This is a genomic window from Vibrio neptunius (assembly GCF_000967495.1).
GTDB classification, from domain to species: domain Bacteria; phylum Pseudomonadota; class Gammaproteobacteria; order Enterobacterales; family Vibrionaceae; genus Vibrio; species Vibrio neptunius.
On sequence record NZ_JXXU01000011.1, the window covers coordinates 45,465 to 59,687 of the forward strand.

General features: G+C 46.6%; 11 protein-coding genes. 6 read left to right on the forward strand and 5 right to left on the reverse strand.

Annotated features, from left to right (window positions below):
• Window positions 1-30 precede the first annotated feature (30 nt).
• Window positions 31-1,266, reverse strand: a complete 1,236-nt coding sequence (locus TW84_RS04370) for a cysteine desulfurase-like protein (protein WP_045974458.1) — start codon at window positions 1,264-1,266, stop codon at window positions 31-33.
• Window positions 1,250-1,909, reverse strand: coding sequence for a 2OG-Fe dioxygenase family protein (locus tag TW84_RS04375; protein WP_205622460.1), 660 nt, complete (start codon window positions 1,907-1,909; stop codon window positions 1,250-1,252). Before TW84_RS04375 ends, TW84_RS04370 begins: the two co-directional genes overlap by 17 nt.
• Before the next feature lie 397 nt (window positions 1,910-2,306).
• Between TW84_RS04375 and trxB the strand changes: the two genes are divergently transcribed.
• The 6 genes from trxB (at window position 2,307) to TW84_RS04405 (ending at window position 9,993) form a co-directional block, all read left to right on the forward strand.
• A complete protein-coding gene (gene trxB / locus TW84_RS04380; protein ID WP_045974460.1) occupies window positions 2,307-3,269 on the forward strand; it encodes a thioredoxin-disulfide reductase in 963 nt (320 codons plus the stop codon).
• Window positions 3,270-3,381: 112 nt separating this feature from the next.
• Window positions 3,382-5,169: a heme ABC transporter permease/ATP-binding protein CydD gene (gene cydD, locus TW84_RS04385; RefSeq protein WP_045974461.1), complete on the forward strand. Its 1,788-nt coding sequence runs from the start codon at window positions 3,382-3,384 to the stop codon at window positions 5,167-5,169.
• Entirely contained in the window at window positions 5,162-6,883 is a 1,722-nt protein-coding gene (cydC, locus tag TW84_RS04390; RefSeq protein WP_045974462.1) for a heme ABC transporter ATP-binding protein/permease CydC, read from the forward strand. Before cydD ends, cydC begins: the two co-directional genes overlap by 8 nt.
• 159 nt (window positions 6,884-7,042) lie before the next feature.
• Window positions 7,043-8,236 (forward strand): MFS transporter, encoded by a 1,194-nt coding sequence (locus TW84_RS04395; RefSeq protein ID WP_045974463.1) that lies wholly within the window; start codon window positions 7,043-7,045, stop codon window positions 8,234-8,236.
• On the forward strand, window positions 8,211-9,173 hold the full coding sequence (yidZ, locus tag TW84_RS04400) for an HTH-type transcriptional regulator YidZ (protein ID WP_045974464.1): 963 nt from the start codon (window positions 8,211-8,213) through the stop codon (window positions 9,171-9,173). The genes TW84_RS04395 and yidZ overlap by 26 nt, the downstream gene beginning before the upstream one ends.
• Window positions 9,174-9,192: 19 nt before the next feature.
• On the forward strand, window positions 9,193-9,993 hold the full coding sequence (locus tag TW84_RS04405) for a PhzF family phenazine biosynthesis protein (RefSeq protein WP_045974465.1): 801 nt from the start codon (window positions 9,193-9,195) through the stop codon (window positions 9,991-9,993).
• A 49-nt stretch (window positions 9,994-10,042) separates the two neighbouring features.
• Here the strand turns inward: TW84_RS04405 and rluB are convergent, their stop codons facing one another.
• From rluB to TW84_RS04420, 3 genes are all read right to left on the reverse strand, one after another.
• Window positions 10,043-10,987 carry a 23S rRNA pseudouridine(2605) synthase RluB gene (gene rluB / locus TW84_RS04410; RefSeq protein ID WP_045974466.1) on the reverse strand — a complete coding sequence of 315 codons (945 nt, stop codon included), beginning with the start codon at window positions 10,985-10,987 and terminating at the stop codon, window positions 10,043-10,045.
• 188 nt (window positions 10,988-11,175) lie between these two features.
• Window positions 11,176-13,542, reverse strand: coding sequence for a putative bifunctional diguanylate cyclase/phosphodiesterase (locus TW84_RS04415; RefSeq protein WP_045974467.1), 2,367 nt, complete (start codon window positions 13,540-13,542; stop codon window positions 11,176-11,178).
• Window positions 13,539-14,180, reverse strand: a complete 642-nt coding sequence (locus tag TW84_RS04420; RefSeq protein ID WP_045974468.1) for a cupredoxin domain-containing protein — start codon at window positions 14,178-14,180, stop codon at window positions 13,539-13,541. Before TW84_RS04420 ends, TW84_RS04415 begins: the two co-directional genes overlap by 4 nt.
• Window positions 14,181-14,223: the final 43 nt, after the last annotated feature.

A 14,223-nucleotide genomic window follows, 5' to 3' on the forward strand; every position in this document is an offset into this window, starting at 1 on the left:
CAGAAGCCAGATGAAAAATCTCAGACGACTCTATTGCCCTAAGATTAGTTTCAATTCATCAAACAAGATATCTACTTCTTCTAATGTGTTGTAGTGCATGAAGCCAATTCGGACAACACCACCTGATTCTTCGAGACCGAGTTGACGAACCAAACCGAGCGCATAGAAGTGTCCGTTCCAGACACAGATGTTGCGCTTACCAAGTTTCTTAGCGATCTCTTCAGGCGAATGGTGGTCAAACGTTAGAGCAAAAGTTGGTGTTCTGATTTCACTGTTGGCTTCATTACGGCCCAACAATGCCACGCCTTTCAATTCTGCGAAACGAGCCAAAAAACGTTCGCTGATCGCCGATTCATGCTGATTGAACTGCTGGAAAGAGTCGATCAGTCGAGTACGGAGATCATCACCATCGTTGCCCCATTGAGCCAGATACTTCACTGCCGCAATTACACCGGCTAATCCTTCAAAACTCTGAGTCCCAGTTTCAAACCGACCAGGTCCCGTATTGGTTGCAGGCTCAACTTTGTAGGGCTGCAAAGCATGCAGCCACTTAGGTGCCACATACGCTACCCCAACGTGAGGGCCAAAGAACTTATAGGCAGAGCAAGCAAGGAAATCACAACCCAATTGTTGAACATCGACTAAATGGTGCGGAGCGTAGTGCACCGCATCAACGTAAACCATCGCTCCGAACTTGTGTGCTGCTTCAACGACACGTTTCACATCTACAATCGAGCCTGTGGTATTCGATGCGTAAGTCAGTGCGATAAGCTTAGTCTTAGGACTGATCAGCGATAGCAAATGCTCTATGTCTAGTGAACAGTCTTGCTCGTTAACTCGAGCCTGAAGGACTTTAGCTTGCTTATCATCGGCCGCTTGCTGCCAGCTAGAGACATTCGAATAATGATCGAGAGATGTAACAATGATTTCGTCACCCGCTTGCCAATTCCGACTGATAGCTCGGCTGAGCTGAAAAGTGAGAGACGTCATGTTGGCGCCAAAGACAATATTATCACTCGACTCTGCATTTAACAGTGCTTGTGCGGACTCTCTCGCTAGTTTCATTAAATCTGTAGTGTGGGCACTGGAAAAATAGTGACCACCCAGATTCGAATTAAAAAAGCCCAGATATGCGGTCATCGCTTCCAGAACACCATTTGGTACCTGTGAACCGCCTGGTCCATCTAGAAACATCACCGGCAAATCATTGTGGCTTTGCTGCAGCGCACGAAACTGTGCGCGTACCAAATTAGGAGTGAAGTTCATTCACGGCTTCCTTCGCGGTTAGTACAAATACGTCCATATACCCTTCTTCACCTTCAATTACAGAGCGAATAGGCGTCGCGTTATGCCAAAGCTTATTATCGGCCAACATAGCGACTTCACCGTTTTGCAATACTTTACGGAAGAAAGGTGCCTCGTTGAAGCTGCTGTAAAGCATCACGTCACCACCTTCGATGTTGTGTCGCCCCATACCAATCAGAGCAATATGCTCAAACCCATCTTGATGCACGCCTTCAGGGGCTACCTGAGTTTCATCGAAAATAGCAGAGATGCGCATTTGGTGAATTTCAATTTCCTGACCGTCAATCAGCTTGTTTGCCTCTACAAATAACTGGCAAATTTCACGCATTCCTTCACTTTGAAGAGTCGGTATTTCAATCGGCTCGAATTGTCGTACGACATTACCCTGAAAACGATTAATATCATCGGTTTGCATAAACTCATTTTTCTGAAGATCAATAACCTGACCATCTTTAAACTGAATCACAGAGTAACGTCGCAAACGATATTGACCATCTGCATGCTCGGTATTGGGTAGCTTGGTAAAAGACGGCGCCAACTGTGCAAAAGCATTGTCACTTAGCTTAGTGAGCTGCAGAGTTGTTTCGCGGTTAGGTAACATCATCATCTCCTTAATGAATGTTCACACTGAAATATGGGGTTAACATCTTGTTCACAATTATTATTTGCGCATTTATATCGCCAGATCAACAAATATCAGCACTTACATCCATCAAAAACAATAAATAAGAACTTAAAACCAATATTCAGTTAATATTTAGCGTAATACGCCAGAATAAAACTTTTGTCACTCCAAAATTCAGATGACTTATCTATTAACAGCGATATATGCCTTCAAGCTCAAGCAGTTAAGAGGAAAATTCAGCGTCAAAAGCGTCATCGTTTGCGTTCTAATCTATAACCATTAATTACATTTCCGTGACTTGCTAACGCTTTCAATAGCTGCAACTATTCCATACAATCGAGAGAAATTGATAAGCGTCATCGCTAATGGAGCACAAATGAGCGACGTAAAACACAGTAAGCTACTTATTCTTGGTTCTGGTCCTGCAGGCTACACAGCCGCGGTTTACGCTGCGCGCGCTAATCTTAATCCAGTACTCGTCACAGGCATGCAGCAAGGCGGTCAGTTAACAACAACAACCGAAGTTGAGAACTGGCCTGGTGATCCTGAGGGTCTAACAGGGCCAGCATTGATGGAGCGCATGAAAGAACATGCCGAGCGCTTTGAGACCGAGATCGTGTTTGATCACATCAACGAGGTTGATTTCAGCCAGCGCCCATTCCAACTAAAAGGCGATAGTAGCGAATACACGTGTGATGCGTTGATCATCTCTACCGGTGCATCTGCCAAATACCTTGGCCTTGAATCCGAAGAAGCATTTAAAGGTCGTGGTGTCTCAGCATGTGCAACCTGTGATGGTTTCTTCTACCGCAACCAAAAAGTGGCGGTTGTAGGCGGCGGCAACACCGCTGTTGAAGAAGCGCTTTACCTCTCTAACATTGCTTCAGAAGTGCACCTAATTCATCGTCGTGACAGCTTCAGAGCCGAAAAGATTCTGGTTAAACGCTTGATGGACAAAGTCGAAAACGGCAATATCATTCTTCATACCGATCGTACTCTAGAAGAAGTTACCGGGGACGATATGGGTGTGACTGGCGTTCGCATTAAAGACACCCAGTCAGATTCTATCGAAGAATTGGAGGTGATGGGCGCGTTCATCGCAATTGGTCACCAACCTAATACTGGCATTTTCGAAGGCCAGCTAGAGATGAAAGATGGCTATATCATCGTTCAATCGGGTCTTGAAGGTAATGCAACTGAGACTAGTGTTCCCGGTGTTTTCGCCGCTGGTGACGTCATGGATCACAACTATCGTCAGGCCATCACGTCAGCCGGAACAGGCTGTATGGCTGCACTAGATGCAGAGCGTTATTTAGATGCTCTAGCAGACAGTAAATAATATTTTTCATTTTTGACTCAAATCCTTAAAGCCTCGTGGTATTCCCACGAGGCTTTCTTTTGTATAATCGCGAGCCTCGATTAGTCATAATAATTATCATTAAGCCTTCACGATGGACAAAAAGAAACAGCGCAGCTTGAATAAATGGCTCAAGCAGCAAAGTAAGTTAGCGAAACGCTGGCTAATGATTGCTGTTGGCCTCGGCGTACTTTCAAGCGTGTTCTTATTAGCTCAAGCAGCCTTGCTCGCCACCATTCTTCATCAATTGATCATTGAACAGGTCGACAAATATGAACTGATTCCATATTTCCTAGGTTTAGCTGCCGTTATTGGCGTTCGAGCACTGTGTTCCTGGGGTCGGGAGATCGCAGGTTATCGCTGCGGTGAGCAAATTCGTCTCTATATACGTCAGCTTATTCTCGATAAACTTCGAGAGTTAGGGCCCGCTTACATCAAAGGTAAACCTGCTGGTTCTTGGGCCACACTGCTGCTTGAACAAGTAGAAGATATGCATGATTTCTTTGCTCGCTATCTACCTCAGATGTCCTTATCTGTGCTGGTTCCTTTCGTGATTCTTATTGTTGTCTTCCCAGTGAACTGGGCAGCTGGACTTATCTTCTTGCTAACTGCCCCCTTGGTGCCGATGTTTATGGCCCTAGTTGGTATGAAAGCAGCCGACGCAAACCGCAAAAATTTCAAAGCGTTGCAACGTTTGTCCGGTCACTTTTATGACCGTTTACAGTCGATGACCACCATTCGTCTGTTTGACCGAACCAAAGCGGAAACTGAAGTGATGCGCGGCGCTTCCGAAGTGTTCCGAACTCGCACAATGGATGTTCTTAAGATTGCGTTTCTTTCATCTGCCGTTCTAGAATTCTTTACCTCTATTTCCATTGCACTGACAGCCGTTTATTTCGGTTTTGCCTTTATCGGCGAGCTTAACTTTGGCGACTATGGTGCGGGTGTAACTTTAATGGCTGGTCTGTTCATTCTGGTGCTGGCTCCTGAGTTTTATCAGCCGCTGCGTGATTTAGGCACTTTCTATCATGCTAAGCAACAAGCGGTTGGGGCTGCTGAAAGCATTGTTGAGTTCCTTGATACTGATGTCGGTGCCGTTCGTTCAGGTGACAAAACGCTCAGCGCGAGTGACGCAATTTCTATCCAAGCAAAAGATTTAGAGGTGTTCTCACCTGAAGGCACTAAATTGCTTGGCCCGGTGAGTTTTGAGCTCTCGACGGCTCAAACGACAGCTTTAGTTGGCCCAAGTGGCGCCGGTAAAACCAGCTTAATCAATGCGATACTCGGATTCCTACCATATCAAGGGTCACTCATCATCAATGGTATTGAAAGAACAGAACTGAACCTCGAGAACTGGCGAGAAAAAATCAGCTGGGTTGGCCAGAATCCGTTGCTGTTACATGGTTCTATTCGTGACAACATCACGTTAGGCAAAGACAACGTATCGGATGATACCATTCAAACCGCATTACAAGAGTCTTTCTCCGCAGAATTCGTTGAGCAACACGGGTTCGATTACGCCGTATCTGACCGCTCTGGTGGCCTTTCCGTCGGTCAGGCGCAACGACTTGCTTTGGCACGAGCAATGGTTCAAAACGGTCAGTTCTGGTTACTTGATGAACCAACCGCAAGTCTGGATGCACGTAGTGAGCGCTTGGTTATGCAGGGGTTAGCGGATCAGGTCGTAGGTAAAACAACACTGATGGTCACCCACCAGCTCAGCCATCTACAAAGGGTTGAACAGATTCTGGTCATGGAAAACGGCGAGATTGTTCAAAGTGGTCCCTACAATAAACTCTCCAATCAAGAGGGGTTATTCCAAAATATGCTTCAGGCGAGTAATGCTCTCAACCAAGCCAATAAGGGGAATCTCGATGCGTGATTTAATTCCCTATCTAAAACTGTATAAAAAGCACTGGTTCGGCCTATCGCTGGGCATGCTGTTGGCTTTCCTGACTCTCTTCGCTTCTATAGGCTTGTTGACTTTGTCAGGCTGGTTCCTATCTGCTGCTGCAGTAGCCGGATTAACTATCGCCCGAGAAACCTTCAACTACATGCTGCCAGGGGCTTTTGTTCGTGGCTTTGCTATGGGACGTACCGCCGGTCGATGGGGAGAGCGCGTAGTCAGTCACAACGCCACCTTCAAGCTACTGACCGATCTGCGTATTTTCTTCTTCGCTAAGCTCGCACCATTAATTCCGGGTCGAGTATCAAACCTGCGTGATGCAGACTTGCTTAACCGCCTAGTTGCCGACATCGACGCAATGGACCACGTCTACCTTCGCCTTGTCAGTCCTATGGTCGTAGGCACACTTGGCATCCTAGGTATAACAACGCTAATTTGCTGGTTTGACATGGAGCTCGGCTTAACACTTGGCGCCATTCTTATGGCTTTACTGCTTATCTGGCCAGTGTTGTTCTACAAATTAGGTAAAACTAATGGCGCAGAGCTGACACAAAACAAAGCCGACCTGCGTATCGCGACATTAGATTGGTTACAAGGCTATAGCGAGCTCACTCTGTTTGGAGCCGAAGAACGTTACCGCAATGCAATTCTAAATGTGCAAGAACGCTTACTGAAGAATCAGTATTTTAACGCTCACTTTGCTGGTTTAGCCCAAGCATTGCTGATGCTTGCTAACGGTTGGACAATTGTTCTGATGCTATGGCTAGCGGCAGATGGTGTCGGCGGTAATATGCCAGACCCTATGATTGCCTTGGTGGTATTCGCCACTATGGCCAGTGTCGAGCTTCTGATGCCAATTGCCGGCGCCTTCCAGCATTTGGGTCAAACACTGACTTCAGCACGTCGATTAAACGACATCATCTTGTCCGAGCCTGATGTTCAGTTCCCAGAAGAGAACACGCAGCACAACAACGCGTATTCAATTGAGTATGAGAATGTCACTTTCCGCTATCCGGATGGCGACTCAAATACACTGAAAGACATTAGCCTACAAATCCCTGCCAAGCACCGCATCGCAGTGGTGGGTCAAACCGGCTCGGGCAAATCGACATTAATGCAGTTGCTGAATCGCTATTGGGACACCCAACAAGGCGACATTAAGATTGCAGGCCAATCCATTCGTCATTGGAGTGAAAGCCAACTTCGTCAGGCAATCAGTGTAGTCAGCCAAAGGGTTGATATCTTGAATGGTACTTTGCGTGACAACGTGTTGATGGCCTCCCCTGATGCTAGTGATGAAGCGCTAAGCGAATCTCTGACTAGAGTAGGACTTGAGAAACTACTTGACGATCAGGGCTTGGATACTTGGTTAGGTGACGGTGGTCGACAGTTGTCCGGAGGTGAGAAACGCCGTATCGGTATAGCGAGAGCGCTGCTTCATAATGGCCCTATTCTGTTGCTAGACGAGCCGACAGAAGGCTTGGATAAACAGACTGAGCAACAAATCATGCAGCTGTTTGAACAGCATTTTGAAGATAAAACCGTCGTTTTCATCACTCACCGCTTGGTCAACCTTGATAAGATGGATTCGATTTGTCTGATTGAACAAGGCCAAATCGTTGAGCATGGCAGCCATCAGGCGCTGCTTGAGAAACAAGGGCGGTATTTCGCGCTTAACCAAACGCTATAAACACAAGGGGCAATGTTGATTGCCCCTTTTTGTTCACCTCCCAATCATTCTCACTCATAAAGGGTTTGTCGTCATTGGAAATACCCGTTGTCGCATTTGCCACTCGCGGTTCCCTCAAGCGCAATTTAGTATCAGGACTTCTCAGTTCGCGAGGTTTCCATGATTCGATTTTTGCTTTGTAGCTTTACTCTTGTTTTACTTTATCCCACGGCCATAGACCTGTATCTGGTTGGTTTACCGCAAATTGCTCAAGACTTGAACGCAACAGAAGCCGAGCTACACATCGCCTTTTCGGTCTATCTGGCTGGCATGGCGACCACGATGTTAGTTGCTGGTCGAATTGCGGATTCATCGGGAAGAAAACCCGTAGCGATTGCCGGTGCTGCTATATTTGTCGCGGCGTCAATTATGGGCGGAACATCGACCCAAAGTACGGAGTTTCTCATTGCGAGATTTGCCCAGGGTATCGGCGCTGGTTCATGTTACGTCGTTGCGTTCGCGATTTTGCGCGATGTGTTGGACGACCAGCGAAGAGCCAAGGTTCTATCAATGATCAACGGCATCACTTGCATCGTGCCAGTCATTGCTCCCGTCATCGGCCATTTGATTATGCTTCACTCCCCTTGGCCTGCGCTTTTCACCACCATGTCCGGCATGGGAGTGATCGTCTGTCTTCTATCGCTATTTGCTCTAAAAGAGAGCCGACCTAAGGCCACCAAGCAACCTTTGAATGAGCCGACTAATTTAGAGAGTGAATCTTTTAAAGACCGTTACTTCTTGAGTCGCCTGATGGTGACTTCATTTAGTGTCACCATGATCCTGACATACGTTAATGTTTCACCAATGCTGATTATGAGTGATATGGGTTTCGATCGCGGCGGCTATTCGACCGTTATGGCGCTCACTGCGTTAATCAGTATGCTAACGTCTTTTTCTGCGCCTCTCCTGCTGGCCAGATTTGAGCAGCGAAGTCTGAGCCTGTTATCCCAAGCGTTTTTTTCGGCGTCTGCTGCTACGTTAATCATCACTCACTTTATTCAATTGAGTCATATCGGGTACTTCGTAGGCTTTGGGCTGTTGTGCGCTGGCTTTTCTCTCGGCTTTGGCGTGGCCATGAGTCAGGCACTCAGCCCTTTTTCAAAACGTGCCGGCCTTGCCAGCTCTTTGTTGGGCATTTCACAAGTATGCAGCTCAGCCTTCTACATATGGTTTGCGGGTATTTTGGGCATCAGTGCTCTAAACATGCTGATAATAATACTGGCGGCAGGTAGCCTAATCAGCTTTGCTCTAATACTATGGATACCAAAACCGACACCACTACAGCGTTATGAAGAAATCTCTGGCACGGCTTGATCTCAATTTACTGTTTACATTGCAGCTTCTGCTTCAGGAGCTGAGTGTTTCCAGAGCAGCGAAAAAGCTCAATGTTACGCCTTCGACCGTGAGTAAATCACTGGGAAAGCTGCGCGATTGGTTTGATGATCCTTTGTTTGTCAAAACTCCAACCGGACTGGCACCCACACCGCTGACCCTCAGTATGGAACAAGACCTCAATGACTGGCTGCAAATCGGTGCTCAAATTGCAGAAAGGCGCACTCAAGAGTCCACGAAAGGGATTCAGTTTCATCTCGCGATAGAGTCGCCTTTGTTACTGACTTTGCTGGGGGAGTTGATTCAGCAAATACACGGACGCTACCCGCAGGCCAAAATAAAAACCAGCAACTGGGATTACGATTCACTTGAGGCCATCATCCGTGGCGATGCTGACATCGGTTTTACTGGTCGGGAGAGTCATCCTCGCTCTAAAGAGTCACTTGACCTTCTCCCCTACTTTGTGGACTACGAAGTCCTGTTTACCGATCTACCCAAAGTCTATTTACGTGATGACCACCCAGCGCTTAAGCAAGAGTGGAATCTGGATACCTTTCTTCGTTACACCCACATTAATATCCTTTGGGAGAAGAGTGAAACTTGGGCCCTTGATGACGTCCTTGCAGAGCAAGGCCTGAGCCGAGCCAGTACATTAACCATGGCAAGCTTTGAGCAATCTCTGTTTATGGCAGCCCAAACAGGTCATGAGTACATCACTACTGCCCCCAATTACTGCGAGCATTATGTCAAACAGTTGCACCCGAATCTCACCAGCTTACCTATCCCTGTTGAAGAAGAGTTTAAGCAAAAGTTGTTGATTCCATTTACATTGATTTGGCATAAGCGCAATGCATACAATCCGAAAATCAATTGGTTGCGAGAAAACATTAAGCAACTTAGTATGCGCAATCACACTTAATCAGAGCGGAATACAAGACATGGAATTAGACATCTATCAAGTCGACTCATTTACCACAGAAACTTTCAAAGGCAATCCAGCGGGTGTCTGCATTACGGACCAGCCACTTGATGAGTCATTGATGTTTGCTATTGCCGCAGAAATGGCGGTGTCTGAAACGGCATTTTTGTCCTTAAGCGATATGCGCTTGCGCTGGTTCACACCCGAAGTAGAAGTCAAACTGTGCGGGCACGGCACGCTTGCTGTTGCCCATGTCCTAAAGCAACAAGGAAAGATGGCAACTGGCGACAGCATTACTTTTAATACCCTTTCTGGCTTGCTTAGTGTTAGAGTGCTGAGTTCGACTTATACGTTGGACTTCCCCGCACCTAAATTGGAGTACCAACAACAGTGTTCTGAAGAGAGACTTCGTGCACTTGGGTTATCTGAACAACAGGTAGTGTCCTACTGTGAGTTTGACTCTAAAGAGCTGTTCGAGCTTAGCAACGAACAAGCGGTGCATGAGCTAAACCCAGATTTTTCCTCATTGGTTAGACAAACGGGGCGAGGGATCATCGTTACCGCTCAATCCACCCAATCCAATAGCGATATCGTCTCTCGCTACTTTGCGCCTTGGGTCGGCGTGAATGAAGATCCGGTGACAGGTTCAGCGCACTGTGCATTGGCTGAGTTCTGGGCAGGAAAAATCGATAAGCCTGTCCTCACCGCCTACCAAGCATCTTCAAGGGGCGGCTATCTGGATATCGAACGAGTGGAAAGTGGGCGAGTCAAGCTTTCTGGTAGCGCAGTGATTGCGCTTAAAGGCACGCTATTTATCTGATTTTAAATACAAAAAAGCAGCCTATGTGGCTGCTTTTTTATTCATATTTCTAACGCTGGCGCTGTTTATTACGAGCACCTTGCTCGCCTGCACCTTTACGCGGTTTACGACGCGCTGGATTGTTGCTGCGTCCACCACCGTTGTTCATTCGCTCTTCATGACGCTTAACTGCGCGACGAATTTTCTGACTACGTGAGCGTTCACGCTTGCGTGATGTATTCGCTTTGTTTTCATCAAGCATCGTCTCTTTTTCAGGACGCAGTTCTACCAATTCACGTAGGTAGTTCACTTCTTTGAGGTCTAGCTCCATCCATCCGCCACGAGGCAGTTTCTTATCAAGGAAGATATCACCGTAACGGACACGCTTTAGGCGGCTAACTGTACAGTCTTGAGATTCCCACAAACGACGTACTTCGCGGTTACGACCTTCGTTGATCACAACGTAGAAAGTGTGGTTCATACCATCACCGCCTGCGTAAACAACGTCTTCAAATCGCGCTAGACCATCTTCAAGCTCTACACCACTAACTAGATTACGTATTTTCTTCTCGTCAACATCGCCAAATACGCGCACAAGGTATTCACGCTCAACCTGACGACTTGGGTGCATCAAACGGTTAGCAAGCTCACCATCGGTTGTGAATAGTAGTAGGCCAGATGTGTTCGCATCCAGACGACCAACAGAGATCCAACGAGAACCACGGATTTTTGGCAGACGGTCAAATACAGTTCGACGACCTTCTGGATCATGACGAGTACACAGCTCACCCTCAGGTTTGTAGTACGCAAGTACACGACACACCACTTCTTCCTGCGCCTTCGCAGAAACAGTGTGGCCGTCAATACGAACTACCGCATTCTCGTCTTCTAGTCGTTCACCAAGCTTAGCCACAACGCCGTTCACACTCACACGACCCGCTTTAATCAAAGCTTCAAGTTCGCGTCGTGAGCCATGGCCTGCTCGCGCTAACACTTTCTGTAATTTTTCGTTCATCAATCTACCTTTGTGTCGTCTTCTCAGACGTCGATTCTATTTTGCGACCCTAAATCGCGGTCGCGTATTATCGCAAATTCTCTAAAAAAACGCATGCATTATTTTCATTTCCAACAGCAATCACCAGAGCCATAAAACGAGTGAGGGTAAGATTTTACAACCTCAAATACGCTGTTAATTAGACGGCACTATTGTCCTGAGTGCACCGAGCCTATCTCAGTGGCTTTTAGCTCTGTTTTGCTCCAACGTTGTTCATCTAACAACTCTAACCAACTGGTTAACTTTTCAACCGCTTGTGGACGACTGATAAAATACCCCTGCGCATGATCACAGCCATGGGCAACCAACCAATCCAGTGAAGCTTGATCTTCAACACCTTCCGCGACTATTTTAAGCCCAAAGCGTTTGGCGAGTTTAATCGTCGACTGTGCGATCGTCTGATCTTGCTGATCACTGGCAACGTTAAGAATGAAGGATTTGTCTATTTTCAGTTCTGTTGCCGGTAAGTGCTTGAGTTGCGACAGCGACGAATAACCCGTGCCGTAATCATCAATTGAAATAGATAGCCCCCTCTCAGACAATCGGCTGAGTATACACAAGGCGTACTCAGGGTCTTCAGCCAATGCACTTTCTGTAACTTCAATTGTGACCTCGTTTTCACGGCATTCAAACTGGGAGAGTAGGGTCAGTATTTTGTCGTCAAAGTTCTTCTGCTTTAGATTAACCGCGGAGATATTGATTGCCACACCTAATTCGAATCCGCTCTCTCGCCAGACTTGTAGTTGCTGCAAGGCACTGCGCATGACCCAATCCGTCAAGGCATCTATCTGCCCAGTGGTTTCTGCAATTTCAATAAATTCATCCGGTGGAATCATACCCAGTTGTGGATGAATCCATCTTACTAAAGCTTCGACTTTATCCACCTGCGAGGTCTTAAGGTTGAGTTTTGGCTGGTAGTAAAGTACCAGCTGTTCGCCTTGAATGGCTTCCGTCAGTTCATGCGTCAAACGAACACGATGGATTGCGCTTTCTGCCATACTGGAGGCAAACTCAAGCGTTGGTACTTTAATCTTCATCGCTCGTTGTAAGGCAATACCGGCATTGTGTAACAACTGACGGGCAGTTTCACCATGTTTAGGATAGCGGCAGTACCCTGACACAGTATGCACGCTTACCGAAATGCGCTGTAAGTTGAACGCTCCGGACAAACATGCAAGAACGACATTAGCAGTGTACTCATCCGACTGCTGTGTATTGCATTGGGAGAGCAAAGCAAATTCTGACGATTCGAGTTGATAAAATTGTGCTTTCTCTTCCAACGCCATTAATCGACTGACCGCTGCAACCTGAAGCTCTTCGCCAGTATCTAGCCCTAGGCTGTAATTGAGCTCTTCAAATTCTAACACTCTGAAACGAATGAGCAAAAAACCATCACAGGATTTGTTGATAAGATTGGCAATGTCTTCAAACAACTTTTTCTTATTCGGCATTTTTGTAAGATCAGAGTGATAAGCGCGGTAGTTTAACTCAGCCTGTCGGTCGTTAACGGCCTGATTCATGAGGTTAAACTCATGGGCTAATACACCAAGTTCATCTTTACGATTCACCACCAAGGCTTCGATGTTTTCTCCTTGAGCAATTTGCTTCGCTTTACTCACAAGTCCCTGCAATGGCTTCGCGATACTTTTTGATAGTAAAAAGGCAGCGACGATCGAACAACCAAACGTTACCAAGACGATCAACATGATCTGTAGCCATCGGTTTTGTAGTGTTGCGAATAAGTCCGCTCTGGAGAGATAAAGGGATGCGATGAGATCTTTTTCGTCTTTAAAGCCAATCGCCACTTCAGTCGCAATAGTGTGTGCATCTGATTGTTGAGGCTCTATAGCGGAAAGGCCATTGCCCGCATCTGCTACACTGCTGGCAAGCAATGACCATTGCCCGCTCTCATGGTAACCGATATCGACATTCATACCTGTCAGTAGCGCGAGTCGCTGCGCTAAAGTCTGGTCGATAGCAAAACCAAAGCCTATCCAAGCGACCGTTTCAGCACCACTTTGAACTGGAACCAATACTAATTGAAACACCGCTCCCTGATAGTCATAGAGTATTGGGCGGTCCTCATCTGGAGCAGCGGTTTCCTCCATGGTCAGCATGTTGTTTTCTGTATCGGCACGGGTTCGATTAGTGCCTTTGTCGTAAACCAGCTTGCCGATGAAATTACCATTCTCATCAACTGCAATCGCCAAGTCGGCAGAAATCCGCTGGCGATGATTATTCAACGCCACTAAGAAACTGCGCGCGTCCTCTCTCAAAGCCTGTTTAAGGCCAAAATCTTTTGCGACGGTTTGAGCAAACCCGGTTAAATTACGCGTACGTTGATCAAACTGATTTTCAAACACCGCCTTTGCTGTACTGAGGTGTATTTGCGCTCGCTCTTCTCTTTCTTTTTCATTCGATTGGAAAATGGAGTAAAACAAAATGCATTGAACAGCGATCAACACCGCGAGAAAAGAGAACAGTATTTGAGTCTGGATACTTTTAAATTGATTCATTTATAGGACCCGTAGAAATCAATCATCTGAGCATTTTTCTGCTTCGGTATCGGTGACATTTTCTTGGTTAACGCCAGTTCAAATTCTTGGTCACCCGCCACTTCCGTTTGCAGCGTTTCGTTCATCTGTGGGTGCCAAGCGGTTAAGGTCGCTCTTTCTAACCCATCTGGAAGCGTTATTCTGGCAACCCCTGACTTACCGGTAATGGTGTAATAAGGAGTATCGACCACCTTGATGTAACCACTCATCCAGTCATGAATGTTACATCCCATGGCGACCACGCCTTCACTAGGAAAAGATTTCTCAACACCCTGTTCAGAAGCACGAATCACAAAAGAAAAATCGAGAGGGCCTGTGATGGAATAAATATGGTGGGAGATGTCGTCTTTGTTGGTAAATAGGACCGGTTGGTTGACTCTTACTACTGAAATATAAGGCTTAAAAGCACGGCCGTTTTGAGATACTTCGGTCACTAACGTTTTGTTAGTTGTCGTTTGCTCAACGGGTAAGTTTGACGCGGTAACATAGACCACCGCATCTTTGACTGGTTTGCCATTACTTTGTACAACGCGCACTTCTATCGGTGCAGCAGAAGAAATAGCGGGAAACAAGAATAGAATAAGAAGCAAATGACGCATATTGCATATCTGGTTTGTTAGACTTAACAATCAGCATAGCAGT

What these genes read in the sequence shown, in the direction of transcription:
- TW84_RS04420 (WP_045974468.1), bottom strand. Translation starts at nt 14,180, where the DNA reads ATGCGTCATTTGCTTCTTATTCTATTCTTGTTTCCCGCTATTTCTTCT.
- TW84_RS04375 (WP_205622460.1), bottom strand. Translation starts at nt 1,909, where the DNA reads ATGATGTTACCTAACCGCGAAACAACTCTGCAGCTCACTAAGCTAAGT.
- cydD (WP_045974461.1), top strand. Translation starts at nt 3,382, where the DNA reads ATGGACAAAAAGAAACAGCGCAGCTTGAATAAATGGCTCAAGCAGCAA.
- TW84_RS04415 (WP_045974467.1), bottom strand. Translation starts at nt 13,542, where the DNA reads ATGAATCAATTTAAAAGTATCCAGACTCAAATACTGTTCTCTTTTCTC.
- TW84_RS04370 (WP_045974458.1), bottom strand. Translation starts at nt 1,266, where the DNA reads ATGAACTTCACTCCTAATTTGGTACGCGCACAGTTTCGTGCGCTGCAG.
- TW84_RS04405 (WP_045974465.1), top strand. Translation starts at nt 9,193, where the DNA reads ATGGAATTAGACATCTATCAAGTCGACTCATTTACCACAGAAACTTTC.
- yidZ (WP_045974464.1), top strand. Translation starts at nt 8,211, where the DNA reads ATGAAGAAATCTCTGGCACGGCTTGATCTCAATTTACTGTTTACATTG.
- TW84_RS04395 (WP_045974463.1), top strand. Translation starts at nt 7,043, where the DNA reads ATGATTCGATTTTTGCTTTGTAGCTTTACTCTTGTTTTACTTTATCCC.
- cydC (WP_045974462.1), top strand. Translation starts at nt 5,162, where the DNA reads ATGCGTGATTTAATTCCCTATCTAAAACTGTATAAAAAGCACTGGTTC.
- rluB (WP_045974466.1), bottom strand. Translation starts at nt 10,987, where the DNA reads ATGAACGAAAAATTACAGAAAGTGTTAGCGCGAGCAGGCCATGGCTCA.
- trxB (WP_045974460.1), top strand. Translation starts at nt 2,307, where the DNA reads ATGAGCGACGTAAAACACAGTAAGCTACTTATTCTTGGTTCTGGTCCT.